The 26253-nt window shown below is 68.0% G+C and carries 26 protein-coding genes and 1 riboswitch; of the genes, 6 read left to right on the forward strand and 20 right to left on the reverse strand.

Annotation, left to right across the window (positions count from 1 at the left end; genetic code table 11):
- Positions 1-104: 104 nt before the first annotated feature.
- Entirely contained in the window at positions 105-2318 is a 2214-nt protein-coding gene (gene katG / locus N4261_RS03880) for a catalase/peroxidase HPI (RefSeq protein WP_261758904.1), read from the forward strand.
- Positions 2319-2553: 235 nt separating this feature from the next.
- Here the strand turns inward: katG and N4261_RS03885 are convergent, their stop codons facing one another.
- The 5 genes from N4261_RS03885 to N4261_RS03905 form a co-directional block, all read right to left on the reverse strand.
- Positions 2554-3822 carry an MFS transporter gene (locus tag N4261_RS03885; protein ID WP_261758905.1) on the reverse strand — a complete coding sequence of 423 codons (1269 nt, stop codon included), beginning with the start codon at positions 3820-3822 and terminating at the stop codon, positions 2554-2556.
- Positions 3823-3857: 35 nt separating this feature from the next.
- Positions 3858-4316 (reverse strand): GlcG/HbpS family heme-binding protein, encoded by a 459-nt coding sequence (locus N4261_RS03890; protein ID WP_261758906.1) that lies wholly within the window; start codon positions 4314-4316, stop codon positions 3858-3860.
- Between the two features lie 140 nt (positions 4317-4456).
- Positions 4457-5218, reverse strand: coding sequence for an alpha/beta fold hydrolase (locus N4261_RS03895; RefSeq protein WP_261758907.1), 762 nt, complete (start codon positions 5216-5218; stop codon positions 4457-4459).
- 255 nt (positions 5219-5473) lie between these two features.
- The gene (locus N4261_RS03900) at positions 5474-6454 is read right to left on the reverse strand and encodes an alpha/beta fold hydrolase (protein WP_261758908.1); all 981 of its coding nucleotides are present in this window, start codon (positions 6452-6454) and stop codon (positions 5474-5476) included.
- A 126-nt stretch (positions 6455-6580) separates the two neighbouring features.
- Entirely contained in the window at positions 6581-7264 is a 684-nt protein-coding gene (locus N4261_RS03905; RefSeq protein WP_261758909.1) for a type 1 glutamine amidotransferase domain-containing protein, read from the reverse strand.
- 505 nt (positions 7265-7769) lie between these two features.
- On the opposite strand from N4261_RS03905, the gene N4261_RS03910 reads away from it, so the two are divergent.
- Together N4261_RS03910 and N4261_RS03915 are read left to right on the forward strand one after the other, a co-directional pair.
- Complete coding sequence (locus tag N4261_RS03910) at positions 7770-8549, forward strand: hypothetical protein (protein WP_261758910.1); 780 nt, start codon at positions 7770-7772, stop codon at positions 8547-8549.
- A 69-nt stretch (positions 8550-8618) separates the two neighbouring features.
- Complete coding sequence (locus tag N4261_RS03915; RefSeq protein WP_261758911.1) at positions 8619-9446, forward strand: hypothetical protein; 828 nt, start codon at positions 8619-8621, stop codon at positions 9444-9446.
- Positions 9447-9468: 22 nt separating this feature from the next.
- Here the strand turns inward: N4261_RS03915 and cobA are convergent, their stop codons facing one another.
- Genes cobA through N4261_RS03990 form a run of 15 tightly spaced genes read right to left on the reverse strand, consistent with a single transcriptional unit; the run spans position 9469 to position 21619 of the window.
- On the reverse strand, positions 9469-10239 hold the full coding sequence (gene cobA, locus N4261_RS03920) for a uroporphyrinogen-III C-methyltransferase (protein WP_261758912.1): 771 nt from the start codon (positions 10237-10239) through the stop codon (positions 9469-9471).
- On the reverse strand, positions 10236-10628 hold the full coding sequence (locus tag N4261_RS03925) for a (2Fe-2S) ferredoxin domain-containing protein (RefSeq protein ID WP_261758913.1): 393 nt from the start codon (positions 10626-10628) through the stop codon (positions 10236-10238). The genes cobA and N4261_RS03925 overlap by 4 nt, the downstream gene beginning before the upstream one ends.
- On the reverse strand, positions 10625-11650 hold the full coding sequence (cobJ, locus tag N4261_RS03930) for a precorrin-3B C(17)-methyltransferase (protein ID WP_261758914.1): 1026 nt from the start codon (positions 11648-11650) through the stop codon (positions 10625-10627). Before cobJ ends, N4261_RS03925 begins: the two co-directional genes overlap by 4 nt.
- Positions 11647-12051 (reverse strand): cobalamin biosynthesis protein, encoded by a 405-nt coding sequence (locus N4261_RS03935; protein ID WP_261758915.1) that lies wholly within the window; start codon positions 12049-12051, stop codon positions 11647-11649. Before N4261_RS03935 ends, cobJ begins: the two co-directional genes overlap by 4 nt.
- Positions 12048-12938 carry a cobalamin biosynthesis central domain-containing protein gene (locus tag N4261_RS03940; RefSeq protein WP_261758916.1) on the reverse strand — a complete coding sequence of 297 codons (891 nt, stop codon included), beginning with the start codon at positions 12936-12938 and terminating at the stop codon, positions 12048-12050. The genes N4261_RS03935 and N4261_RS03940 overlap by 4 nt, the downstream gene beginning before the upstream one ends.
- Entirely contained in the window at positions 12935-13747 is an 813-nt protein-coding gene (gene cobI, locus N4261_RS03945; protein WP_261758917.1) for a precorrin-2 C(20)-methyltransferase, read from the reverse strand. Before cobI ends, N4261_RS03940 begins: the two co-directional genes overlap by 4 nt.
- Entirely contained in the window at positions 13740-15068 is a 1329-nt protein-coding gene (gene cbiE, locus N4261_RS03950; RefSeq protein ID WP_261758918.1) for a precorrin-6y C5,15-methyltransferase (decarboxylating) subunit CbiE, read from the reverse strand. Before cbiE ends, cobI begins: the two co-directional genes overlap by 8 nt.
- A gap of 23 nt (positions 15069-15091) precedes the next feature.
- A complete protein-coding gene (locus tag N4261_RS03955; protein WP_261758919.1) occupies positions 15092-16306 on the reverse strand; it encodes a cobalt-precorrin-5B (C(1))-methyltransferase in 1215 nt (404 codons plus the stop codon).
- Complete coding sequence (locus N4261_RS03960) at positions 16303-17001, reverse strand: precorrin-8X methylmutase (protein ID WP_261758920.1); 699 nt, start codon at positions 16999-17001, stop codon at positions 16303-16305. The genes N4261_RS03955 and N4261_RS03960 overlap by 4 nt, the downstream gene beginning before the upstream one ends.
- The gene (locus N4261_RS03965; RefSeq protein WP_261758921.1) at positions 16998-18137 is read right to left on the reverse strand and encodes a sirohydrochlorin chelatase; all 1140 of its coding nucleotides are present in this window, start codon (positions 18135-18137) and stop codon (positions 16998-17000) included. The genes N4261_RS03960 and N4261_RS03965 overlap by 4 nt, the downstream gene beginning before the upstream one ends.
- Entirely contained in the window at positions 18134-18925 is a 792-nt protein-coding gene (cobM, locus tag N4261_RS03970; protein ID WP_261758922.1) for a precorrin-4 C(11)-methyltransferase, read from the reverse strand. Before cobM ends, N4261_RS03965 begins: the two co-directional genes overlap by 4 nt.
- Positions 18912-19823, reverse strand: a complete 912-nt coding sequence (locus N4261_RS03975) for an energy-coupling factor ABC transporter ATP-binding protein (protein WP_261758923.1) — start codon at positions 19821-19823, stop codon at positions 18912-18914. The genes cobM and N4261_RS03975 overlap by 14 nt, the downstream gene beginning before the upstream one ends.
- Positions 19820-20566, reverse strand: a complete 747-nt coding sequence (cbiQ, locus tag N4261_RS03980) for a cobalt ECF transporter T component CbiQ (protein ID WP_261758924.1) — start codon at positions 20564-20566, stop codon at positions 19820-19822. Before cbiQ ends, N4261_RS03975 begins: the two co-directional genes overlap by 4 nt.
- Positions 20556-20942, reverse strand: a complete 387-nt coding sequence (locus N4261_RS03985; protein ID WP_261758925.1) for an energy-coupling factor ABC transporter substrate-binding protein — start codon at positions 20940-20942, stop codon at positions 20556-20558. The genes cbiQ and N4261_RS03985 overlap by 11 nt, the downstream gene beginning before the upstream one ends.
- Positions 20939-21619: an energy-coupling factor ABC transporter permease gene (locus N4261_RS03990; protein ID WP_261758926.1), complete on the reverse strand. Its 681-nt coding sequence runs from the start codon at positions 21617-21619 to the stop codon at positions 20939-20941. Before N4261_RS03990 ends, N4261_RS03985 begins: the two co-directional genes overlap by 4 nt.
- Positions 21620-21748: 129 nt before the next feature.
- A riboswitch (cobalamin riboswitch) is annotated at positions 21749-21955 on the reverse strand.
- Positions 21956-22473: 518 nt separating this feature from the next.
- On the opposite strand from N4261_RS03990, the gene proV reads away from it, so the two are divergent.
- The 3 genes from proV to proX are packed head-to-tail and all read left to right on the forward strand — an operon-like array spanning position 22474 to position 26181.
- The gene (proV, locus tag N4261_RS03995; RefSeq protein WP_261758927.1) at positions 22474-23775 is read left to right on the forward strand and encodes a glycine betaine/L-proline ABC transporter ATP-binding protein ProV; all 1302 of its coding nucleotides are present in this window, start codon (positions 22474-22476) and stop codon (positions 23773-23775) included.
- Between the two features lie 17 nt (positions 23776-23792).
- Positions 23793-25073 carry a glycine betaine/L-proline ABC transporter permease ProW gene (proW, locus tag N4261_RS04000; RefSeq protein ID WP_261758928.1) on the forward strand — a complete coding sequence of 427 codons (1281 nt, stop codon included), beginning with the start codon at positions 23793-23795 and terminating at the stop codon, positions 25071-25073.
- Between the two features lie 49 nt (positions 25074-25122).
- Positions 25123-26181 (forward strand): glycine betaine/L-proline ABC transporter substrate-binding protein ProX, encoded by a 1059-nt coding sequence (gene proX, locus N4261_RS04005; RefSeq protein WP_435532050.1) that lies wholly within the window; start codon positions 25123-25125, stop codon positions 26179-26181.
- Positions 26182-26253 lie beyond the last annotated feature (72 nt).

A 26253-nucleotide genomic window follows, 5' to 3' on the forward strand; every position in this document is an offset into this window, starting at 1 on the left:
GCCCGCGACGGCCATGGGTGGTCGGTTCTCCCAATCATTTTTCAAGACGCCGACGTCGCAGCAGGGGCTGCGCGCCGGCCATTCAGCTGCAGAGGAAAGCGCCGATGACCACCGAAAGCCAATGCCCGTTCTCCGGCAAGACCCCCCCACCGAAGGCCCGCACCAACAAGGACTGGTGGCCGGACCAACTCGACGTCAGCGTCCTGCGTCATTCCACGCCCGGCACCGGCCCGATGGGCGATGACTTCGACTACAAGGCCGAATTCGCGCGTCTGGATCTGCCTGCCCTGAAGGCGGACCTGCTCGCCCTGATGACCGATTCGCAGCCGTGGTGGCCTGCGGACTATGGCCATTACGGGCCGCTGTTCATCCGCATGGCGTGGCACAGCGCCGGCACCTACCGCACGGCGGACGGCCGTGGCGGCAGCGGGTCGGGCCAGCAGCGTTTCGCGCCGCTGAACAGCTGGCCGGACAACGGCAACCTGGACAAGGCCCGCCGCCTGCTCTGGCCGATCAAGCGCAAGTACGGCCGACGGATCTCCTGGGCCGACCTGATGATCCTCGCCGGCAATGTGGCGTTGGAATCGATGGGCTTCAAGACCTTCGGTTTCGCCGGTGGCCGCACCGACGTCTGGGAGCCCGAGGACCACATCAACTGGGGCGCCGAAGCCAAGTGGCTGGCCAGCAGCAGCGAGCCGCACAGCCGCTATTCCGGTGATCGGCAGCTGGAGAACCCGTTGGCCGCGGTGCAGATGGGCCTGATCTATGTGAATCCGGAAGGTCCGGATGGCGTGCCCGATCCGCTCGCCTCGGCCCGCGACATCCGCGAGACCTTCGCCCGCATGGCCATGGACGATGAAGAGACCGTCGCCCTGGTGGCCGGCGGCCACACCTTCGGCAAGGCGCACGGCGCGGGCGATGCGGCGCAGGTGGGTGCCGAACCCGAAGGCGCCGCGATCGAGCAGCAAGGCCTGGGCTGGCACAACAGCTTCGGCACCGGCCGCGGCCAGCACACCATCACCAGCGGGATCGAAGGCGCCTGGAAGCCGAATCCCACCACCTGGGACAACGGCTACTTCGACACCCTGTTCGGCCACGAATGGGAACTGACCCGAAGTCCTGCCGGCGCCCATCAGTGGAAGCCGGTCGGCGATGCGGGCGCGGGCACCGTGGTCGATGCCCACGATCCCACGCTGCGACATCAGCCGATGATGACCACCGCCGATCTGGCCCTGCGCGTGGACCCGGACTATGAGCGGATCTCGCGCCGCTTTCACGCCGATCCGCAAGCCTTTGCCGATGCCTTCGCCCGCGCCTGGTTCAAACTGACCCACCGCGACATGGGACCGCGGGCTCGCTACCTCGGCCCGGACGCGCCGCAGGAAGTGCTGCTGTGGCAAGACCCGGTGCCCGCGGTCGATCATGAGCTGATCGACGCGTCCGACATCGAGGCCTTGAAGGCCAAGATCGGCGCCTCCGGCTTGTCGGTGGCGCAACTGGTGTCCACGGCGTGGGCTTCGGCGTCGACCTTCCGCGGCTCCGACAAGCGCGGTGGCGCCAACGGGGCCCGCATTCGCCTGGCGCCGCAGAAGGATTGGGCGGTCAACCGTCCGGATCGACTGGCGCATGTCCTGTCGGTGCTGGAGAAGCTGCAAGCCGACTTCAACGCCGGGCTCGCCCGCGCCACCGGTGGCACCAAACGGGTTTCAATGGCCGACCTGATCGTCCTGGCGGGCAACGTGGGCATCGAACAGGCAGCCAAGCTCGCGGGCCAATCGGTCCGCGTGCCGTTCACGCCGGGCCGGACCGATGCGACCCAGGACCAGACAGATGTGGCGTCCTTCCAGGTGCTGGAACCGGTGGTGGATGGCTTCCGCAATTTCCAGAAGACCCCGGTCGGCGCGGCGGCCGCTGCGTTGCTGGTCGACAAGGCGCTGCTGCTGAACCTGACCTCGTCCGAGATGACGGTGCTGCTGGGTGGCCTGCGGGTGCTGGAGATCAATGCGGACGCCTCGCGGCACGGCGTCTTCACCCACCGCGCCGAGGCGCTGACCAATGACTTCTTCGTGAACCTGCTCGACATGTCGACCGTCTGGGCGCCCAGCCTGACGGATGCGGAGGTCTTCGAGGGGCGCGACCGCGCCTCGGGCGCGCTGCGCTGGACCGGCACTCGGGTCGACCTGATGTTCGGATCCAATGCCGTGCTGCGCGCGCTGTGCGAGGTCTATGCCAGCGATGACGCCGGTGGCTCGTTCGTCGCGGACTTCGTGGCGGCCTGGACCAAGGTGATGAACGCCGACCGCTTCGACCTCGTCTAAGCGAAGCCGTTCAGGGCGGCGGACGCTCCAGTGGCGTCTACCGCCTCTGACGCTTCCGCGACGCAACGCGCCGTCCCGACCTTTCGGCTGGGACGGCGCGTTGTCTTTGGGGGCCGCCGTGCTGAACGGCGATCGTCAAGATCGCTGTCGGTCCCACATTGGCGTCGGGCTGAAACGCTCCACGCCTCACCCTTCACGCTTCACGCTTCACGCTTCACGCATTGCGCATTGCGCATCATGCCGTGCGATGCGGCAACCGGGGGCTCAGGAAAGGCGTCAGCACAAGCTTGAGGGCGCCGGCCGCGGCCAGCAGCCACAGGGCGGGCACGAAGCTGTGGGTCATGTCCCGTACCAGTCCGATGCTCAAGGGGCCGAGCGCACCGAGGCCGTAGCCGATCGCCAGGGTGAAGGAGGTCCAGGAGTTCGCCTGGTCGGCATCGACCGTGTTGTCCAGCGGCAGGGTCATGCCCAGGGAGAAGGATCCGCCGATGCCGAAGGCCAGCAGCCCGATCGCCAGCCAGCCGATCTGATGCGGCGAGGCAATGACCAGCGAAATGCCCAGCATGAAGGCGCCTGCGAACAGGCCGATGGCCAGCCGGCGGTCCGCCCCCTTGCTCACGAGCGCCGGCACCGGATTCGAGAACATGAACACGGTGGTGAATCCCGCGAGCATCAGGCCGGCCGTGGCCGGGGAGGCGCCGAACTCCATGTTCATCGGCACGAACCAGGCCAGCAGGCCGAAGAAGAGGAAGTTGTTGGCCGCGAAGTACATCGCCGCCAGCCAGGCCGTCCACGACCGTGCCGGGTGCGGATGGGCCACTTGCGTCGCCGCCCGCGCGGGCAACGCCAAGGCCCCTTCGGCCTTTGACACATAGATCCAGGCGGCGATTGCAGCCAGTCCGGGAAGCACCCACATCGCGGTCGCCACACGCCAGCCGCCGGTGAGAGAGGCAACCGGTCCGGTCAGTGCCGCGGCCACCGTGCTGCCGAGCCCGAGCGATGCGGCGTACAGGCCCATCAGCAAGGACACGCGCCCCGGGTGATGCGCCTTCACGAAGCCGGAGATCAATGCGCCTGCCACCGCAATCCCCGCGCCGACGCCAGCGGTGGCGAACAACAGCACCACAGCCGAGGTGGAGAACGCGCGCAACAGCGTGGCCAGTCCCAGGACCGCCAGCGCCACCAGGATCACGCGGTTGCGACCGAAGCGACGGGCCATCCACGGTGTGGGAATCGCCAGCAGGCCCATCAACAGGGTGGGAATCGCGGTGAGCAGCGAAGCCTGCGCATTGGAGATGTGGAACTCGCTGCGCAGCAGACCCAGCACCGGGCCGATCGAGACGATGCCGGGGCGCAGGTTGGTCGCTACCGCCGCGATCACGGCAATGGCCGCCGCCAGACTGATGCCGGCGCTGTTCGTGCCAGGACGCGCGGCGGGGGCCGGGTCCTGGCGTGGGGCGGTGTCGAAGAGGCCGTTACGGGCCGTGACGGTGTAGGCGGTCATGAGAGGCTTTCGGGAAGGAGTGCTGGGTCAGCGAGTCAAGAGGCAGTCGGGACGCGGGGCGCTGTCGGCGTGGCGGTGTCCGTCAGCGCGGAGAGCGCTGCCATGGCGACGCTGATGTCCTGTTCGATCGTGCCGGCGCTGGCGCCGACGGCCCCGATCACCGCACCGTGGGACGTCACCGGCACGCCGCCGCCGAAGACCACGGCGCGACCGTTCAGGCTGTGCTGGAGGCCGAAGAGCGGCGCGCCAGGCTGGGCCAGCGGCGCGATGTCGGCGGTGGCGCGTCCGTAGGCGACGGCGGTGAAGGCCTTGTTGATCGCCAGATCGACGCATCCGACCGCACCGCCATCGCCTCGACTGAAGCTCAGCAGGTGACCGCCACCGTCCACGACGGCGATGGAGAACGGAATGCCGAGTGTGGCCGCATGGGCTTCGGCCGCTTGGGTCATGGCTTTCGCGTCGGCGAGGGAGAGCGTTTGGATGGTGTGGGTCATGGCGGTCTTCAGGCGGGAGCGGTCAGGGCGGGCAAGGGGATGGCGAGGGCGAAGGCGAGGGCCAGGCAAGTGGCCCCTGGGCCTTCGGCGTCAGGCTTTGCGCGTTGGGCTGGGGCGCGCGGGGACGCGCCCTCGGCGGCTCACTTGGCGACGGCGTTCACCGCGTCGATGATCACGGCCGCGACGTCGGCGGGGCGTGACTGCTGCGGGACGTGGCTGGTGGGCAGCGTCGTGACTTTCGCGCCGATCTTGCGGGCCATCGCGCGCTCGAGATCGGGATGGATGATGCGGTCGTTGGCGCTGACGATGTAGTAGGACGGACGGGTCTTCCAGGCCGCGACCGTGACCTTGTCCGACAGCGCCTTGACCTGCAGCGGGCCCTGCGTGGCGGCCATCACCACGGCTTGCGAAGCGGGCACGTCCTGGGCGAAATCCTCGGCCAGCGCGGCCGGCGGCAACGTCAGCCAGCCGTTGGCATCGGCCACCAGTTTCTGGATGCCGGGCGAGGCGGGATAGCCGGCGGAGAGTTCCCGTGTCCCCTGACCCGCATCCGGCGCATAGGCCGCCACATAGACCAGGGCGGCAACCTTGTCGTCATTGCCTGCTTCGGTGATCACCGTGCCGCCCCAGGAGTGGCCGACCAGCACGACCTGACCCTTCTGGTTGCCGATGGCGCGTTGGGTGGCTTGCACATCCCCGGCCAGGGATTCGAGTCCGTTCTGGACTGCGGTCACGTGGATGCCCTTGGCTTGCAGCAGCGGGATGACCTTGGCCCAGTCCGAGCCGTCGGCATAGGCGCCGTGCACCAGCACGACGGAGGGCAGATCGGCTGCTGCGGCCGGGCCCGCCATCAAGGCGACGATGGAAGCTGCAAGGGTGGTGAGCAGGGCGAAACGCTTCATGGTGGAACTCCTGGGAATGGACAACCGATCACTGGATCGGTGGCTCAATGGATCAACGAATCCATTGGGGGAAGAGTGGCTGAGCCGCAGGCGGTGGGCCGCTCAGCGCGTGGATTCGGCCAGTGCTCCGCCGGCCGTGGCCGCAGATGGCTCGCCATGGCGTGGGGCATGTGGCGGGGAGGGACCGGGACCGGCACGGCGCGCAGGCGCGTCCGGTCCTCGGTCATGCGGCGCCGGGATGGCGCCGCGCAAGGCTCACTGGCGGATGAAGGCCAGCAGGTCCGCGTTCAGGCGGTCCTTGTGGGTGTCGGTCAGGCCGTGCGGCGCGCCGGGGTACACCAGCAGTTGGGCGCCCTTCACCAGCTTGGCGGTGGCGCGGCCGGAGATGTCGATCGGCACGATCTGGTCGTCATCACCGTGCACGACCAAGGTCGGGCGATCAATCTTCTTCAGGTCATCGGTCATGTCGGATTCCGAGAACGCCTTGATCGAGTCATAGGTGTTCTTGTGTCCGGCCTGCATGCCCTGCAGCCACCAGTTGTCGATCAGGCCTTGAGAGACCTTCGCGCCCGGACGGTTGAAGCCGAAGAACGGACCGGCCGCGATGTCCTTGTACAGCTGGGCGCGGTTGGCCAACTGGCCGGCGCGGATGCCGTCGAACACCTCGATCGGCACGCCGTTGGGGTTCTTCTCAGACTTGATCATCACCGGCGTGACGGCCGACACCAGCGCCACCTTGGCCACCCGCGAGGTGCCATGCCGGCCGATGTAGCGGGCGACTTCGCCGCCGCCGGTGGAGAAGCCCACCAACACCGCATTCTTGAGGTTCAGCGTCTCGATGACGGTGGACAGGTCATCGGCGTAGTGGTCCATGTCGTTGCCTTCCCAAGGCTGGGTCGAACGTCCATGGCCACGGCGATCGTGGGCGATGACGCGATAACCCTGGCTGGCCAGAAAGATCATCTGGCTTTCCCAACTGTCCGAGCTCAGCGGCCAGCCGTGGCTGAAGACGATGGGCTGGCCGTCACGCGGACCCCAGTCCTTGTAGTAGAGCTGCACGCCGTCTTTGGTCGTGATGTAGCTGCCAGCCGGTTGCGCGCTGGTCACGGCCGGCGCTGCACGCTTGGCCTCGGCGGCCATGGCCGGGGTGATGACGGCGCTGGCGAGAGCGACGGCAAGGGTGGAGAACGTCAGCAGGGCGCGGGCTTGGCGCAGGGAGAAGAAGCGGGTGATCATGATCGTGGCGCTTTCTGAGATGTGCGAGGTCGATCGGGGTGCCCGATGAAGGCACCACGAGATGAAATCAATTCGGGTGGGGGCGATGAGTCGACGCGGGCTCGCGTCGGCTCATCGCAGATGGGCTCAGGCCGCAGCGAGGCGGCTGATCAGCACCTGGGCGGCTTCGGCCGAGGAGCCGGGGTTCTGGCCGGTGATGAGCAGGCCGTCGGTGACGACGTACGAGCCCCAGTCCGCGCCCTTGGAGTAGACGCCGCCCTTGGCGATCAGCATGTCTTCCACCAGGTAAGGCACGACCTGGGTCAGGCCCACGCCTTCTTCCTCGGTGTTGGCGAAGCCGGTGACCTGCTTGCCTTCGACCAGGGGACGGCCGTTGGGCGCCTTCACATCGCGCAGCACGCCGGGGGCGTGGCAGACCAGGGCGACCGGCTTGTTGGCGGCGATGAACGATTCGATCAGCGCGACGGAGCGGGGATCTTCGGTCAGGTCCCACAGCGGGCCGTGGCCGCCGGGATAGAACACGGTGTCGAAGTCGGCCTGGGAGACCGAGTCCAGGCGCACGGTGTGGGCGAGCTGGGCGGTGGCGTCGGCATCGTTCTCGAAGCGGCGGGTCAGCTCGGTCTGGAACATCGGCTCATTGCTCTTGGGATCGAGCGGCGGCTGGCCGCCCTTGGGCGAGGCCAGCACGATCTCGGCGCCGGCTTCCTTGAACGCGTAGTACGGCGCGGCCAGCTCTTCCAGCCAGAAGCCGGTCTTGCGGCCCGTGTTGCCGAGTTGATCGTGGGAGGTGAGGACCATCAGAACTTTCATTTCAATCTCCTAAAGCAAGAATTTGAACAACCTAGACCAGTCTACTAGTCGTTTGGCCTGAAAAAACACCTCAGCGAGGTGGCGGGTTGAGCGCAGCACGGCAGCACCGTCCTGCGGCCTGTTGCCGGGATGGCCGGGGTCGTTTCAAACCGGGCCCGCTCTTCAACAGCGCATGGGCTCATGATAACGATTAAATAGACCAGTCGTCTAGTGATTCTTGAAATCTTTGAAGAAACGTCTGTGCCGAGGCGCTTTGGCGCCCCCAAGCCGAGGTGCGCCGCTCCGTCTTCCGACGGCGCTGCCCCGTCTTCTGAGGCGACGTCCTCTCGAAAGTGCGCTTGAACTTCGTATCGCGGAGCCTCTTGCATGGCTCATTGAATGGCTCTCTGAATGGCGCGATGGGTGCGCCCCTGCCAACAATGTCCTGATTCGACGGCTGCAGTGAGGCGGTGCGATCACGCCACCGCGCAGAATGTGGCCGCATCGACCGTCGCCCTTTGACCGCATGAACGACCGCCAACCGCCACGGGCTTCCTCCTCGCCCGCCAAGTCGAGGCCCGCCACGTTCGGGGGGGAACTCCTGGGATGGGTCAGGGCGCGCCTGGGTCTGCGCCGCCCGGCGAAGGAGGCCGACCTCGAAGCGGCGTCCTTCGAGCCGCTGGTCAGCCCGATGCCCGCCCAGCCCGAATTCGCCAGCATGCTCAATACCCTGCGCAGCCGGCACGCCGGGTGGCAGCGCCACCTGGACCCCGATGTCGTCGAGTCGCTGATGGGCCCACGACCGGGATGGATGCCGGATGGCGATGAGCTGATGGAAATCCTCCGAAAGCAGCGCCTGCTGATCACGGAGGGCCAGATCGGATGGGGCGCGCTGGTGCAGGCCAATCGCCAGCTGTTCTCGCCGGGTGATACCGACTGCCCCGCCATGCTGGTGCATTCCTCCGACCGCTATTTCGATGAACATCCACGGGAGCTGCAGGCGGTGGCGAGCGCGTTTTATTCATTCAAGAACACCGAGCAGACCCATCCGGTCCTGAAGCGGCTGGCCCAAAACGTCACCGATGAAATGACACGCGCCATGGGCTTCGTCGTGCCGCCGGTGTTTTCCGAGCGGCCGATTCGTTCCACCACCTTCATGGTGTTCCGCCAGCATCTGCCCGATGGGGTGCTCACCGGCAGCCTGCTGCCCATCCTGACCCATCCGTCGACGAGCGCCGTGCTGGTGGTGCCGTCCAGCTTCTGGCCGGAGGAGTTGGCGCATAGGTGGCGGGCGGGGCAGCTATAACGGGCGTCTTGGGTCCAGCAACCCGCTGCGACACCGCCGCCAAAAGTCTCTGCAGGAAGCCAGATCGACATGCATGTCACCCCTCCCGCGACTGATCCCACCCCGCCCAGCGAGGGCACCGTCGCCCCGCCGCCCGTCCGCTACGTCTGGTGGGAGAAAACCGTCGAATACGCCTTCGTTCGGCGAGTCTTGCCAGCAGCTGCTGCGGCCTTTCCCCTGGCAGGAGATCAAGAAACGAGCTTTGGAGACCTGCTGCTCGCTCAGGGAGCGGAGTGCCGATTGATCGAGTTCAAGAAGGTCAAAGGGTCCATCCAGAGTGAAAAGAAAAAGTTTCCCGAGTTCGTGCTGGATTCGACGAAGAAGACCGTGAGGGCTGGAAGTTTCGCGGACCTTCTCTCCCAGACCTATCCAACGTTGACAAGCCATCAGGCCAAAGACGCTCACTTCTTTGTCTACGGGGTACCGAACGATGGCGGATTCACCTTGGAAGCCCGGTGCTACTCAAGCGCCGATGGCGCCAAGACCATCGACCTGAATGAAGAAAGCGACCTCGTGCGTCTGCAAAGCACAGATGCCGCGACGCTTCGTTGCTACCTGGCGTGCCTGGACAAAGTCAGAGGCGCCCAGAGCGGCGGCGCGGAGACGACAGAGGACGGCGCGGGCGATGGCGGCGGCAGTGGCAGTGGCGGTGGCGGCAGCATTCCGACCGCCGATGCGGCAGCGAAGGCGGATTCCGAAGTGCCGAATGAGGACGCACTGGCACCCATTGCCGAGTCCGTCACCTTCGTGCTGGTCAGCCTGTCAGGCGAGTCCTCCCTCCTGACCGCAGCTGAATTCACCGCCGCCATGCTGAAGGCCAAACCCGCGTTGGCGCGTCAACGCGGACTCAAGCCTTGATGACGCCACTGTCGCCTCGCAATCAAGGCGATCGTGTCCGTTGAGTGGCCGCTACGTCCATCAACCCAACCACCGACCCGATGATCAGCAACGCCGGCGGCTGCACCTGCTGCAATCGCACCGTCTCGGGCAGGCCCTCCAAGGTGGTCACAAAGGTGGCCTGATCCGGACACGTCGCCGATCTGACGATGGCGACCGGCGTCTGCGCCGCCAGCCCCGCCGCCTGTAACTCCGCCGCAATCGTCTTGACCCCGGTCAGCCCCATATAGATCACCACCGTCTGGCGCGGTTGGGCCAATGCCGTCCAGTTCAGCGACAACTGGTCATGCTGCAGATGACCGGTGACGAACACGCAGCTGTGGGCATGGTCGCGATGGGTCAGCGGGAAGGCCAGACTGGCTGCCGCACCCATCGCGGCGGTGATCCCCGGAATCACCTGCACCGCAATGCCGGCCGCCATCAGCGCGTCCATCTCCTCACCGCCACGGCCGAAGATGAACGGATCCCCGCCCTTGAGCCGCACCACCCGCAGCCCGGCGCGCGCCTTCTCCACCAGCAAGGCGCAGATGTCGGCCTGCGCCCAACTGTGCCGGCCCGCGGCCTTGCCGACATTGATGCGCGCCACACCCTCCGGAATGTGGGCCAGCACGTCCGGGCCGACCAGCAGATCGTGCAGCACCACATCGGCCTGCTGCAGGCAGTGAAAGGCGCGCAGGGTGATCAGGTCCGCCGCACCAGGGCCGCCGCCCACCAGGGCCACGCTGCCGGGCGACAGCTGGAAGGACGAACTCATTCGCTTGCTCCGCGCTGATCAACCGGGTCCGTCGGGTCCGCCGGGTCCGCTGGCTCAGCCTGATGGAACACCAGCGACGCCACCGGTCGCCCGTCCACCAGATGCTCCTGGATGATGCGGTCCATGTTGTCCGGCGTGACGTTGTAATACCAGGTGCCGTCCGGCTGCACACAGACGATCGGGCCACCCTTGCAGGCCGCGAAGCAACTGGCGCGGGTGCGCTTGACCCGCAGCGGGCCGGCATTGAGGCCGGCGGCCTTGAACTTGTCGCCCAGGCTGTCGAACAGCGCTTGAGACGCGCCGTCGCTGGTGCAGCGCTCGCCGGTGCACACCAGGATGTGCCGACGGTACTCGCCGATCTTCGGTTTGATGACCTCGGATTCGCTCACGCCTGGTCCTCCAGCTGTTCCGCTTCGGACGCCTGCGCGGCGCCGGACGCCTCGAGTTCCTCCGGCTCCGACAGCACGGCGGCGAGGTAATCCGCCGGCAGGCGATGGCGCCGTGCGAGCGTGGCCAGATCGTCTCCCGCCGCATGGTCGGCTCGGAGCTGCTCCAGCCAGCCGAGCAGGCCGGTGGAGAGCGAGCGACCGGCCCGCTCGCCCTCGCGCGTCGCGCCGTCGGCCATGTCGTACTTGTTGGCATAGCCGCGCGGCGTCACCATCAAGCCGTGCTGGACGAAGGTGTTGCTGTTGCCGATGAGCACCGTGCTCAGCATGCCGATGTCGGCCTCGGCCATCTGGTCCAGCGTGGTGAACACGATGTTCTGACGCCGCCGATACGCACTCTTGACGATCGCCACCGGCGTGTCCGCGCGGCGATGGCGCAGGAACAGCCGCTGTGCCTCGACGATCTGCCGGGTGCGCCGTCCGCTCTTGGGGTTGTAGAGCGCGACGACAAAGTCGGCCATCGCCACCGCATCCAGCCGGCGTGCAATCGTCGGCCATGGCGTGAGCAGGTCGGACAGCGAGATCGCGCAGAAATCATGGGTCAGCGGCGCGCCCACCAAGGCCGCGCAGCTGTTGAGCGCGGAGGCCCCAGGAATGATCTCCACCTGTACCGTGTCGTCCGGTGTCCAGCCCGCCTGGAACAGCACCTCATAGGTCGGACCGGCCATGCCGTAGACGCCGGCATCGCCCGAGGAAATCAGCGCCACCTTTTTGCCGCTGCGGGCGGCCTCCAACGCGCTCACCGCCCGGTCCAGTTCCTCGGTCATGGACTTGCGGATGACTTCCTTGCCCTCCAGCAGATCGGCCACCAGCTTGATGTAGGTGACATAGCCGATCACCACATCCGCTTCCGCGATGGCGGCTCGCGCCCGATGGGTCATGTGCTGCTCGCTGCCGGGGCCGATGCCCACCAGCATGATCTTGCCGTGCGGCGTGGCCGCGGGCTCGTGGGGGTCCAATGTCATGGTGTCTTCCTTGCAATCGATACGGTGGCGTGGCGACCGTCCTGGCCGCGGTGGCGGAGCTTCTCGACGATCAATGCCGTCATCGGCGTGCCCGCGCCGGCCGCCAGCAGACAGGCCGCCTCGCTCACCGACGGCGTTCCGGTGTGTCGACGCACCGTCTCCGAGGGGTTGGGCACCGGCACCGCCGCCAGCGCCTCGGGCGTGTAGAAATGCAGCGGCCAGCCGTGCTGCGCCGCCAGCGCCAGCAGTCCGGCCTCGTCGGCCTTGAGCGTGATGCTGCCCACGGCGGTCACCTGATCCGCGCGCTGCCCGGCCTGGCGAAGCGCCGCGTCGACCGCCTCGCGGATCGTCTCGACCGAGGTGCCGCGGTCGCAGCCCACGCCCAGGGTGATCGCCGTCATGGGTGGGCGGTCGCGCTGGTCACGGCCGACGCGACCGACGCGGCCGAGGAAGCGGCCCGCGCAGCGGCCGGCGCGGCGGCTTCCTCAACCGGCGGACGATAGACCACCAGTCGCTCATGCAACTGGGTCCACTGTGCCGGCTCGATCGGCGTGTGGGTCACCCACAGCACGGCGGCGAAGCGCGACAGGTCCACCTCATCGAAGCGATCGAATCGATGGATGTTGGCGGGAAGCGGGGTGGGGCGGGTCCACCAGTCGCGGCTGCCGGCGTCCTGCACGAACGCGATCGGCTCGCCGTTGACCACATGGGCCGACACCCGCGTGATGTTGATCTTCGGCGCCTCGACCCGCCATCCCAGATGTCGGCCCAGGATGTCCACCGGAATCGTCCGGCCCACATCGGAGGCGGTGGTCAACACCGGCACCGCGCCCAGCAGATCGGCCACCCGCTCGCTCCATTCATTCGCGCCGCCCACATGGCCGGACAGCACCGGGATGACGTACCGGCCGGCATCGTCCACCACGATCACACCCGGGTCCACATCCTTGTCCTTCAGATGCGGCGCAATCAGCCGGACCACCGCCCCGAGCGAGACGAAGAAGATGAGCTGATCCTGGTCGGCAAACAGCGGGCCGATCTGATCCCGCAGCGCGCCTTCGTAGGCATGCACCGTGTTGGGCAGGCCGGCAAAGGCCGACGCGAACTTTGCCGAGGTACAGATCTGCGCCTGCGGCAGGTCCGCCGCCAGCCGAGCCGCCTGCGCGGCGCCGTGTTTGGTGATGGCCACGATGCACAGCCGCGGATCGGCCACCGGCACGCTCGACAGCACCGGCGAGGCGATGGGCGATGCGGCGTTCGAATCGCTGGAGGAAACAGCAGAGCTCATGGGGATTCCAAGGTCGTTGGCACCGGGCCGCTCTTCTTCAGGCAGCCCTTGATGCGTTCACCGCGGATGCGGTGCGGGTTCTTGACGATCAGCAACGAGAGGTAGCTCACCTTCTCGCCACGCAGACTCAGCAGCGCCGGGCCCGAGACGCGGCGCTCGTCCGGCGCGCCCACGCGCTCGATGAAGTGCGCCTCGGCCAGCAGCGACCGCTGTTCCAGCCAATCGAGCAGCTCGCCGATCAGCGGCTTGATCTTCATGAGCACCAGGGTGTCGAAGTCCGGCAGCAGGCGGTCGACCGCGCTCACGCCGTACGCGGCGGGCACGATCGCGATAGTGTCGTCCTGCTCTGCAAAGGGCACGTCCACGCTCGCGCACGCGGCGGTGAAGGCATTCACGCCGGCAATCACGCGAACCGGCACCTGCGCATCGATCGCCCGCACCGTGCGCGCCAGATGGCCGAAGGTGGCGTAGGTGCTGGCATCGCCCTCCACCAGGAACAGCACATCCTGACCCGCCTGCAGCCAGGGCAGCACCGTCTCTGCGGCTTTCAGCCAGGCGCGGGCCAGTTTCTCGCCGTCATGCGTCATCGGGAACAGCAACTGACGGTGGGTGGCCGGCGGCGTCAGCCCCGCGCGTTGCACGATGTCGAAGGCATAGCTGGGCGTCTTGCCGCTGCGCGCGGGATAGACCCATACCGCATCGGTGCGCGTCAGCGCCTGCCAGGCCGCACGGGTGATCAGGCCCGGATCGCCGGGACCCAGCGACACGCCCCACAGCGTGCCGCGCGAGACGGGCAAGGCTTCACTCATCGCTGGCCTCCGAAGCCGCGACGGGTGCGGTCTCCTTCCAGGCGCACACGATCCACACCGGGTTCTCGGCCACCATGCGATGCATGTGAAGAATCGGCTTGCTGCGCGCGGCCTGGATCTGCAGCACGTCCCAGGCCACGCCGTCCGACGCCAAGGCCTGCAAGGCAGCGGTGGCGGCGGCCAGGTTCTCCAACGTCACGAAGTTCATCACCAGTCGACCGTCGGGCCGCAGCCGCTGCATCACCTGACCGATCAGCGTGGCAAGTTCACCGCCCGATCCGCCGACGAACACCGCATCCGGTGCGGGCCACGCCGCCAGCCCCTCCGGCGCCTTGCCGAAGAACAGGCTGTAGTTGCTGACGCCGAAGGCCTCGTGATTGCGCCGGGCGATGGCCACGTCGCCCTCGTTCTTCTCGATGGCATAGACATGGCCCTGCGGACACAGCCGCGCGGCCTCCAAGCCCACCGATCCCGAGCCGGCGCCGATGTCCCACACCACGCTGTCGGCACGCAACTGCAGCCGCGCCAGGCTCACCGCCCGCACTTCCTGTTTGGTGATCAGCCCCTTCTCCGGCTGACGCTGGTGATAGGCCGCATCGGCCAGGCCGAAGCGCACCGGTCGCGGGGCCGGCAGTCGGCGCCACAGCAGCACCACGTTCAGATCCGCAAACTGCTGGTTTGCAGCGTCACTCGGTTCCAGTTGGGGCAGCACCCGCTCCTCGGGCTGCATCAGCCGCTCGGCGACCGCCATGAGGAAATCATCGCCCAGGCCTTCCGCCAGCAGCAGCCTGGCAATCCGGTCTGGCGAATTGGCTGGACTGGTCAGCACCAGCAAACGGTCATGGGTGCGCAGGGCCTGCGCCAGCGGATAGAGGCCGTGGGACGGCTGACTGCCGCGGGCCCATTCCCCCGCATCGCGGCCGTGCGCCGACACGATGCGCGCGTCCTGCCAAGCGAGCCCGATGCGCGCGCACGCCAGCTGCAGGGTGGACAGATTCGGATGGATGTCCAGCGCGTCGATGCACAGATGCTGCGCCAGATAGGGCGCAATGCCGTGGCACAAGGGATCGCCCGTGGCCAGCACCACGCAGCGCTGCAGGCGTTCACGCGCGTCGCGCACCCAGTCGGGAACGCGCGTCAGCGCACCGGTCAGGTCATGGCGAATGGCGCCGGGCTTGATGTAGTCGGCAAACAGTGCCAGCGTGCGCTCGCCGCCGATGACCACGTCCGCCGACCGGATCAGCGCCCCGGCGGTGGCGCTCAGGCTGGCCATGCCGTCATCCAGCACGCCCACGACATGGCAGGGATTGGGATCTCTCACTCGGTGTCCTTGATGCTTGATGATCAGTCCGCGTCGGCCGGGCCGTCCGCGTCGGGCAGGTGGTCGGTGCCGGTGCGGCCGGCGGTGGCCGGACGCTCCCGGGGCAGCGCCGGCGCGGACAGCACATCGGCCACGCATTGGCCGTTGAAGTCGCAGACCATCACCCGCAGGGTGAAGGCGCGGTCATATCGGTCCGGCGCCAGCAGCGTGTCGATGGCCGCTTGCGCCAGCGCGTGATGGAAGGCGTCCCCCAGGCCGCGCTCCACCATCAACTCCGCGCCGAAGCGGGCGGTTTCCGCCGCAGCGATCGCCTCGCAGTCCGCCGGGCTGGCGCCGATGCGGCGGGCGATCTCGGCCACCAGGTCGGTGTCCACCACATTGCGGTTGGCATGGGTGATGGTCTCGCCCTGGGCGATCTTGGTGAGCTTGCCCACCATCACCGCCAGGACCACCAGCGGGATGCCCTGCGCCACCGCCTCATCCAGCGCATAACGCAGGAAGTCGCCCATCTGCACGAAGCAGGCCTGCGGCAGCTCCGGGCGTTCGGCGCGCAGGGCGCCGATGGCGAAGGTCTCGGTGCGGCCGCCGGTGGTCAGCGCTACCAGACCGTGCCCCACCGTGGCGGCCACCTGCACGCCTTGCACCACGCTCGCCCGCCAGGCGGCGGTGGAGTAGGGCCGCACGATGCCGGTGGTGCCGAGGATGCTGATCCCGCCCAGGATGCCCAGTCGCGCGTTGGTGGTCTTGCGGGCCATCTCTTGTCCGCCGGGCACGCTGATGGTCACCGCCACGCCGTGCTCGGCGAGCAGGGCGGGGGCGGCCTCGCGCAGGTTGTCCGCAATGTTGGTGCGGGGGACCGGGTTGATTGCCGGGCCGCCGACCTCCAGGCCCAGTCCGGGCATCGTCACCATGCCGACGCCGTCGCCCGCATGGAAGGTGACGCGCTCGGCCTGGCCGGGCAGCAACTGCAGGTCCACGGTCAGATGCGCACCGTCAGTGCAGTCCGGATCGTCGCCGGCGAACTTGACCACCATCGCATGGGCGCTGCCCGGCGCGCAGCGGCCGTCATGCACCTCAAACCACACCCGCTGGCCATTGGGCAACAGGCTCTCGATCCGATCGGGCACGCAGCCGCCCGCCAGGCCCAGCACGGCCGCACGGGCGGCCGCGGCCGCGCAGGCGCCCGTGGTGAAGCCGGTGCGGGTGCCTCGCGGCGTGGCCTGGGCCGCGTCTTTCATGCAGGCGCTCCGGCCGTGGCAGCGTTGGCACGCTGACGGGCCTCGGCCAGCGCCAGCAGCGCATGCAAGGCCGCCACCACCAACGTGGATCCGCCCTTGCGGCCGCGGATCACGATCCAGGGCACCTCCTGCAGCTCAGCCATCAAGTCCTTGGACTCCTGGGCCGACACGAACCCCACCGGCATGCCGACGACCAGGGCCGGCCGCACCCCTTCTTCGCGGATCAGGCGCACCAGCTCGATCAAGGCGGTCGGCGCATTGCCGATGCCGACGATCGCGCCGTCCAGCAGCGCCAATCGCTGCGCCTTGCGCATGGCCTGCACCGCGCGGGTGGTGTCCTGGGCCTGGGCATCGGCGATCACATCGTCATCGCTGATGAACTGCCAGGTCTTCATGCCGAAGTGATTCAGCCGGGGACGCGACAGGCCCGAGCAGATCATCTCCACATCCGCCACCACCGGCGTGCCGCCGCGCAGCATCGCGGCCACGCCGGCGTCCACCGCCTGCGGATGGAAGTCGGTCAGGCCGTTGAAGTCGAAGTCCGCGTTCGCATGGATCATCCGCCGCACGATGGCCCACTGGGACTCGGTGTAGGGGTGCGGACCGGCTTCCGCATCGATGATCGAGAAGCTGTCGTGCTCGATGACCTGGCCGGCGCGGGTCAACTGCTCGGTGACGACATTCACCGTGCTCATGCGGTCTGGCCCTCCCGGGTGCTGCCCGCGTGGCTGTGATCGTCTGCGCCGTGGGCGCCGTGCGCGTGATCGAGAGAATGGGGATGTCCGTGATCGTGTGAATGACCGTGTGCATGACCGTGCTCGTGCCCATGTTCGCCGCCGTGTTCATGGCCGTGCTCGTGGCCGTGCTCGCGGTCGTGCGGGTGCGGGTGCGCGTGCGCGTGCGCGTGCGCGTGCGCCTGCCCCTGGGCCAGTCCATGCACATGCACCACCTGCTCGCGGGGCGCCTGCGGTGCGGCCACCGCATGGGTGTGTTCATGGGAGTGACCATGGCCGGCCTCATGCGCCAGCTCTCGATAGGAGCATCCGTCACAGGGCAGGCGGCTGTCGGGCTTGTTCGCGTCCAGGTCCAGGATGCGTTGGGTCATCAGCGCGAAGATCTCCGGCTCGAAGCCGAAGTGCTCGCTGCAGATAAAGCGCATCTGCGGATATTGCAGGCGCAGGTGATCCACCTGCCGATGGATGCGCTGCATCAGGGTGCCGGTGTAGAGGTAGTACGGCAGCACCACGATCTGGCGCATGCCCAGCAGCGCCTGGCGCTGCACCACGCGCTCCAGACGGGGCCAGGTGATGCCGGTGAAGGCCAGGTCCACCAGCTCGTGGTCGCCTTCCTCCAGCAGCCAGCGGGCCATCTTGGCCATGTCGCCATTGGCGCCGCGATCGGAGGAGCCGCGTCCCAGCAGGATCACACCGGTGGTGGTGGGGTCCGGCATGTCCAGCGCGTTCATCGCCTTGCGCAGCCGGCGGCGCAGCAGCGCCAGGATCGGGTCGCAGGCGGTGAGGTGCGGCGCCAGCAAGATCTCGGTGCGGGGATGGGCCAGCCGGGCCTGCTCGATCGCCTCCGGCACTTCCATCTTCACATGGCCCGCAGCGTTCAGGATCAGCGGCACCACCAGCACCCGCCGCGATTCGCGGGCCGCGTCCATCAGGCCGTTCTGCAGCGACGGCGGCGCGAATTCGATGAAGCACACGCGGATGCGCCATTCCGGCAGCTGCGCCTGCCACTGGGCGGCAAAGGCCAGGATCTCCTGGTTGCCAGAATCCTCGCGTGAGCCGTGACCCACAATCAGGATGGTGTCGTCGGAGCTGATCATGCGTTGGCCTTTCGGAAGCGATGGGTGAACGTGGGGTCGTAAAGCTTGGAGCGCGCCAGCGTCTCCCAGTGACGTGCGCCCAGCGTGGGGCTGGCGACGATCATGGATTGGCTGACCACGCCGGCCTCGCGGCAGCGCTGCTTGATGTCGGCCAGCGTGCCGCGGATGATTTGTTCCTCACCGGGCCAGCTCGCCTTGTGCACCACCAGCATCGGCGCATCCTCCGGCCAGCCGGCCTGGCGCAGCGCCGCCTCCACCTTGTGCAGCAGGGTGATGGACAGGAAGATGCAGATCGTGGTGCGGTGTGCCGCCAGGGCGGTCAGATCCTCGCCCTCCGGCATCGGCGTGCGGCCCTCGACGCGGGTGAGGATCACCGTCTGGGTGACCTCCGGCAGCGTCATCGACTCTCCCGCAGCGGCCATCGAAGCCATTGCGGAGGACACGCCCGGCACCACGCGCCACGGCACGCCGGCCGCATCCAGCGGACGGGCCATTTCAATCAGCGCGCCATACAGCGCCGGGTCGCCGGTCTGCAGCCGCACCACGGTCTCGTGCTGTTGTGCGCGGGTGATCAGCCAATCGGTCATCTCTTCCAAGGTCATGTCCTTGGAGTCGCGGATGTCGCAGCCCGGCGGCGCATACGCGGTGGCCGCGCGATCGACCAGCGAGCCGGCGAACAGCACCGCGCCGGCCTGGGACAGCAGCTTCTGTCCCTTCACGGTGATCAGCTCCGGATCGCCCGGACCGGCCCCGACGAACCAGATGGTGCCGGGATCATGCAGCGTCATGACAGGGTCTCTCGTGAGGATGAGGGTGAATGTGAGGATGCGGTTGAGCCTGCGGTTGAGGCGTCAACCCGTTCCGCAGTTGGTCGAGCAGGCGTGGCATCGACCGCGGCACCGGCGTGGCCGGCAGCACGCCGCGTCGCACCAGTTCCTGATGCACGGCGATGACCTCCGGTGGCGATTGACCGGCGTCCAGCCAGGCTTGCGGCTGCGCCATCAGTCGATCCGCCGACTCGGACAGGCGGCAGCGGCCGGCGACCATCAGATGCAGCTCATCCGCCCAGTCCGCCGCAAAGGCAGCATCGTGGGTGGAGATCAACACGGTGACGCCGTGCCGAGCCACCAGATCGTCCAGCAGCTGTTGCAGGTCGCGCTGCATCGGTGCGTCCAGGCCGGCCATCGGCTCATCCAGCACCAGCAGCTGCGGCTGCATCGCCAGCACGCCGGCCAGGCAGACGCGCTTCTTCTGACCGAAGCTCAGGTGATGCACCGGCGATCGCGCATGAGCGCGCATGCCGACCGCGTCCAGCGCTGCCGCCACCCGGGTGCGGACATCGTGCTCGCCCAGGCCCAGGTTGAGCGGGCCGAAGGAGACGTCCTCTTCCACATGCGCGGAGAACAGCTGGCGGTCCGGGTTCTGGAACACCAGGCCGACCTGCTGCCGCAGCGCGCGCAGCCCGGCGCGGTCATAGGCCACCGGATGGCCTTGCCAGTGCAGATGACCGGAGGTCGGCCGCAGCAGCCCGTTGAGGTGCTGCATCAACGTCGTCTTGCCGGCGCCATTCGCACCCAGCAGCGCATTGCGGCTGCCGGCGCGCAGGCGGAGGTGGCAATCGTCCAGGCCGGGTGTGCCATCTGGATAGCGGTAGCTGGCGGACACCAGTTCGATCAAGGTGGTCATGCCCAGCGTCCCCAGGCGGCGAGCAGGATCAGTCCGATGGCTGCCGCGGCGGCGACGGCTCCTTCACGCCGTCCGTTCGGATGCGCGGCGTGAAGGAACCGCAGCGTGCCGTCGAAGTTCCTGGCATCGGCGGCGGCCTGCAGCGCGCTTGCACGCATCCAGCACTGCACCGCCATCTGGCTGATCAGCTGTGCGGTGGATCGGAGTGATTGCAGGCGGCCCGCATGGCCCAGTCGCGCACGTTGTGCGGTCAGACCGTCGGACCAGGCGTCCCCCAGCACCGACTGCATGCGGTAGGTCACGGCCATCAGGTCCGCCAGCACCGCCGGGCATCGCAGGCGACGCAGCAGGGCGAGCAGATCGCCCAGCGGCGTGGTGAGCACCAGCCACAGCAGCGCAGCGCACAGCGCCATCGCGCGGGTGGCAATCATCAGCACCTGGGGCAGCATCTCGGTGGCCAGCCGCCAGGTGGGCGCGCCCGGCGACGGGTTCACGGTCACCAGCATCGTCAGGCAGGACAGCATCAGGAAGCCCATCGGCGCCATGGCCACGCGCAGATAGTCGCGCAGCGGAATGCGTGCTCCCGCCACGGTGACGGTGGCCACGAGCGCCGCCAAGCCCGCCGCCATCCACGGCGACGGTGCCAGCCAGGCAGCCGCCATGGCACCGCCGGCGAAGATCGCCTTGGCCGATGGGGCCACCGCGCGCCAAGGGCTGGCATACGCCAGCCGCTCAATGATCACTGCGGTCTGCCCGTGTGTCGTTCGACGACGGCGCTGGCACGGCATGCGCGTCGGGCGGCGTCGCGTCCTTGGGGGCCATCGCCGCACGGGCTTTCGACACACCGAGCCAATAGCCGATCACGCCGGCGCCCAAGGCCGCCTGCAAGGCAAACAGCAACGATGCGATCTCGCCACTGGACGGTTCCAGCACCGGGCTGAACCACGGCTGGTAATCCGGTGCGATTTGGGTGATGGCCTGCTGCGCGCGGGCATCGGCGCCTTGGAACAGCTCGCCCGGTGCGCCGGAGGCATCCGGGGGGGGCGATCCCACCCAGATCAGCGGCAGGGCGGTCAGCAGGACCACGGCGGTCAGCAGCAGCCAGGTGCGGCGGCTCATGGCGTGGTCCTCCGCGGATGGGCCAGCACCGGCATCAGGCGGAGTTCGTTCGCATTGAACTGCGCCATCGCATTGACCACGAGCACCGTCAGCAGCCCTTCGGTGATGGCCAGCGGCACCTGGGTGAACGCGAAGATGCCGCCGAATTTCTCGAACGACAGCAGCACGCCGCCCACCGGATCCGGGAAGGCCAGCGCCAGTTGCACGGAGGTCGTCACATAGGTGGACAAATCGCCCAGGCAGGCTGCGAGGAACACCGCCATGCTGCGCGTCAGACCCAGTGCGCAGCCCAGGCGGAACACGCCATAGGCGACGAAGGGACCGACGATGGCCATTGAGAACACGTTCGCGCCCAGCGTGGTCAGGCCGCCATGCGCGAGCAGCAGCGCCTGGAACAGCAGCACCACGAAGCCGACCGGCACCATGGCCGCAGGACCGAACAGCAAGGCGCCCAGACCGACGCCGGTCGGATGCGAGCAACTGCCGGTCACCGACGGCAGTTTGAGTGCGGACAGCAGGAACGCAAAGGCGGCGCTGACGCCCAAGAGCATGCGTTGCTCCGGATGCGACCGCAGGGTGCGGCTCACCGAGTGCAGGCCCCAGGCCAGAAAGGGCGCGGACGCTGCCGTCCATGCCAGCGCATGCGTGAAAGGCAGGAAGCCCTCCATGATGTGCATTCGATACCTCCCGTCGAATGGTTGAACTCACCACCAATCGACAGGGCTATTGACGCGACATCAGCACGGAGACGGCCAGGAGCTGGCCACGCGGCGCCGACAGCGGCTTCCCTCGCCCCGGGGAATGGTGCTGACACTCGCCATCGGGCCGGTATTCTGGCTCGCCATCGTCCTTCCCTGCGCCTTCCCGTGACGGATCACAGTGGCTGGTTGCAGGGTCGTCTGGCTTACAGCAGCGGGGGCTGCACCGGAATGGCTGTGGATCACAGCGTCACCGGTTTCCCGTTTAACGTTTCGTCCGGCAGGACGGAACGCACCCAAGGCGGAGCGCATGTTAACCGCATCGAGGTGGGGTGGTGGCGGCCTCGTTGGGCGTCATGCGCCCGTTCGGGTTGACCCCAGGCCCGCATGGCGATTAAGGTGTCGCCTCTCTCGCCGATCAAGACGCCATGAGACGGTGTGTCACACCGACCCTTGATCGCCCTCGCACTACTCGCTGATCGTTCGAATCACGTCGCGGTGCAGGTCTCACGCCGCCGGGCTTGTCTCTACATCCCCGGCATCTCCGGCCGGTTCGCCCGGCCCCATTGCCACGCCAGGCTCGTCCAGGCGGCGCCCCTCGACCAGGCCCGCCGTCTGTGAATGAAGTCGCCGGCGGGGACTGGTCTCGTCCTCTCGTCGTCAGTGCCCGCCTGCAGCCCCTTCGGCCTGCCGAGGCCTGTCGCATGCGCCGCTCGTCGGACCTCGCATGCCGGCCTTCGGTCCGCCGCATCGGTTCCTGGCGTGATCCTCGCCTGTCGCGCCACTGAGCCGACGGCGAGACCGTCATCGCTGCACGCAAAGGAGCTCCGCACATGGCCAAAGGCATTCTCATCGACCACGTCTTCAAGGTCTTCGGCGACCGGCCCGACGACGCCCTGGCGCTCGTGCGCCAGGGCGTGAGCAAGCAGGAGATCCTGGCGCGCACCGGTCAATCGATCGGCGTGTTCGATGCCAGCTTCGAGATCCAGCCCGGCGAGATCTTCGTGATCATGGGCCTGTCGGGTTCCGGCAAGTCCACCCTGGTCCGTCTGCTCAACCGGCTGATCGAGCCCAGCGCGGGCCGCATCGTGATCGATGGCCATGACATCAACACCCACAGCGATGCCGCACTACGTGCCCTGCGCCGCAAGGACATCAGCATGGTGTTCCAGTCCTTCGCCCTCATGCCGCACATGACAGTGCGCGAGAACACCGCCTTCGGCCTGGAACTCGCGGGCGCCGGCAAGCACGACCGCCTTCGACTGGCCGACGAGGCCCTAGCCCAGGTGGGGCTCACCGGATGGGGCGACAGCTATCCGGACGAACTCTCCGGTGGCATGCAGCAGCGCGTCGGCTTGGCGCGCGCGCTGGCGGCGGACCCGTCGGTGCTGCTGATGGACGAGGCCTTTTCCGCGCTGGACCCGATCGTGCGCACCGAGATGCAATCGGAGCTGCTGCGGCTGCAGCAGGTCCGTCGCCGCACCATTGTGTTCATCTCCCACGATCTGGATGAAGCGATGCGCATCGGCGACCGCATCGCGATCATGAAGGACGGCCGGGTGGTGCAGGTCGGCACGCCCGATGAGATCCTGCGCGATCCGGCCGATGACTTTGTCCGCAGTTTCGTGCGGGGCGTGGATGCAGCCGCCGTCTTCAAGGCGGCCGACATTGCGCGCCAGCCGCTGGTCGTCGTCTCCGAGCATCAGGACCGAGGCGCCCGCGCGGCGCTCAAGCAGTTGGAGGACCAGGACCGCGAGTTCGCCTATGTGGTGAGCCCGCAGCGTCGTTATCTGGGAACCGTCTCGGCCGACACGCTGCGCGCCGCTTTGGACGGCCATGTCGGGCCCTTGGGCTTGCGCCGCGCCTTCCTGCCGGATCTGGCCGCCATCGCCGCCGATGCGCCGGTGGCGGGCCTGGTCGGCCAGGTGGCCCAGTCCCGCTGCGCGGTGCCGGTGGTGGACGAGGACGGCCGCTTCCGCGGCGCCATCAGCAAGACCACGCTGCTGAAGTTCCTGGACCGGGACACCCCACCGATCGAGTCCCCGCCACCCACCGACCCTTACCACCGAACAGAGACCGCGCCACCGTCACCCATCGAGACGTCTGCGCAGCCCGCTGCAGCCGCTGCCCATTGATCCGAGGAGCCCCCCCGATGAATGACACCCCACAGCCGGTCGAGCTCGCGGCGTCCGACGCCCTGACCCACACCCTGAACCACACCCTGAACCACACACAGGCCGGCGCCCAGCCCGACACCTTCTCCGAGCCCTTGCCCAACGCCTCGTCTGAGGCCTTCTCCGCCGGCGTCGCGCCGGCCCAGCCATCGCCCGGCGAGATCGATCCGTGGGAAGCCATGTCCCACGCGGCCGACGCGAGCGGGTCCTTCACCTGGCTGGACGCCCCCGCCCACGGGGCTGCCGGGCTCGGCGACACGGCCGCCAGCGCCACCGGCTTCCCTCTTCAACAGTTGTGGAACGGCGCCTTGCCGGTCGAGGACTGGATCAATCACGGCCTGGGCTGGGTCGTCGCCCACTTCCGCCCCTTCTTCCAGGGGATCCGGCTGCCCATCGATGCGACCTTGAACCAGATCCAGGCCTTGCTCAACGGCCTGCCCGCGCTGGCCATGATCGCGCTGATCGGCCTGCTGGCCTGGCAATTCGCCGGGCGCAAGCTGGCCATCGGCACCGTGGCGGCCTTGCTGGTCGTGGCGGCCCTGGGCATCTGGCCGGAGGCGATGGTGACCCTGTCGCTGGTGCTGACCTCCTTGCTGTTCTGTCTGCTGGTCGGTCTGCCGCTGGGCGTGCTGTTGGCCAGCAGCGATCGGGCCGAGCGGGTGATGCGTCCGCTGCTCGATGCCATGCAGACCACACCCGCTTTCGTGTACCTGGTGCCGGTGGTGATGCTGTTCGGCATCGGCAATGTGCCGGGCGTCATCGTGACCATCGTGTTCGCCCTGGCACCGCTGGCGCGGCTGACCAGTCTGGGCCTGCGGCAGGTGCGGCCGGACCTCATCGAAGCGGCCCGCGCCTATGGCGCCTCGCCGTGGCAGATGCTGGTGAAGGTGACGCTGCCGCTGGCCATGCCGTCGATCATGGCCGGCATCAACCAGGCGCTGATGCTGTCGCTGTCGATGGTGGTGATCGCCTCGATGATCGCCGTCGGCGGCCTGGGTCAGATGGTGCTGCGCGGCATCGGCCGCCTGGACATGGGCCTGGCAACGGTGGGCGGCCTGGGCATCGTGCTGCTCGCCATCACCCTGGACCGGCTCACGCAGGCCTTCGGCCGCTCGCGACGCGGCGCCGGTCAGCGGTGGTGGCAGACCGGTCCCTCCGGTCTGCTGCTGCGCGGCCTGCAGGCGGTCATGAGGCCGAATGGCAGCGGCGCCGCGGCCGTTGATGCACCGCACGCAGCGGTCTCCCGCACCGCGCCCTGAGGTGCCGGGTCAGTACACGGTCATCCATGTCGAAGGAATCCACACCATGATGAAGGCGTTGTTGCGCTACCCATCCCTCTCTCGCCCCGTCCGCGCCCTGCTGCTGAGCGTGGCGGCCGTCTGTGCCGCGGTGCCACTGAGGGCGCAGACCGCGCCCGGGGCCGGGGTGACGGTCCAGCCGCTCAAGAGTTCATTGGCGGAAGAGGCGTTCCAGACCTTGCTGGTGTCGCGGGCCCTGGAAAAGCTGGGCTACACCGTGCTGCCGATGAAGGACCTCGAGCCCGCCACCGAGCATCTGGCGATTGCCAACGGGGATGCCACCTTCATGGCCAACCATTGGCATCGGCTGCATGCGGACTTCTACCGCCACAGCGGCGGCGATGCCCGGCTGGTCCGCCGTGGCAGCCTGGCGGAAGGTGCGGTGCAGGGTTATCTCATCGATCGGCGCACGGCCGAGCGCTACGGCATCTCCCGTCTCGACCAGTTGAAGGATCCCGAGATCGCCAAGCTGTTTGATACCGACGGCGATGGCAAGGCCGATCTCACCGGCTGCAACCCCGGCTGGGGCTGCGAGATGGCGATCGAACATCATCTGGACGGCTTGCAGCTGCGCGCCCAGGTCACCCACCGCCAGGGCAGCTATGCGGCGCTGATGGCGGACGCGATGGCGCGCTTCAAGCAGGGGCTGCCCATCCTCTACTACACCTGGACGCCCTACTGGGTCAGCGCGGTGCTGCGGCCCGGGCGGGATGTCGTGTGGCTGCAGGTGCCCGCGCCAGCGGGTCAGGTGAGCGAGACCCAACTGCCCAACGGTCGGGACTACGGCTTCCAGGCGGACCGTGAGCAGATCGTCGCCAACCGCGCCTTCGTCGAGCAGCATCCCGCCGCCGGCAAGCTCTTCGAGCTGATGACGCTGCCGATCGCCGACATCAATGCGCAGAACCAGCGCATGACCGAAGGCGCCGACAAGCCACGGGATATCGAGCGGCATGTGGAAGGCTGGATTCGCGCCCACCAGGCCGTGTTCGACGGTTGGATCGAGGCCGCGCGTGATGCGGCGCGTGGGACCGCGCGTGATGCCGCCGCTCAGGCGCCGAAGGCGCCGTGAGCGAGATCACCTCGGCATCACGCGCCGCGTGATCGAGTCGATCGGCGGCCGCGCCGTGGCCAGCCGCTGACG

It is taken from the genome of Roseateles amylovorans (genome assembly GCF_025398155.2).
Lineage (GTDB): Bacteria > Pseudomonadota > Gammaproteobacteria > Burkholderiales > Burkholderiaceae_C > Roseateles > Roseateles amylovorans.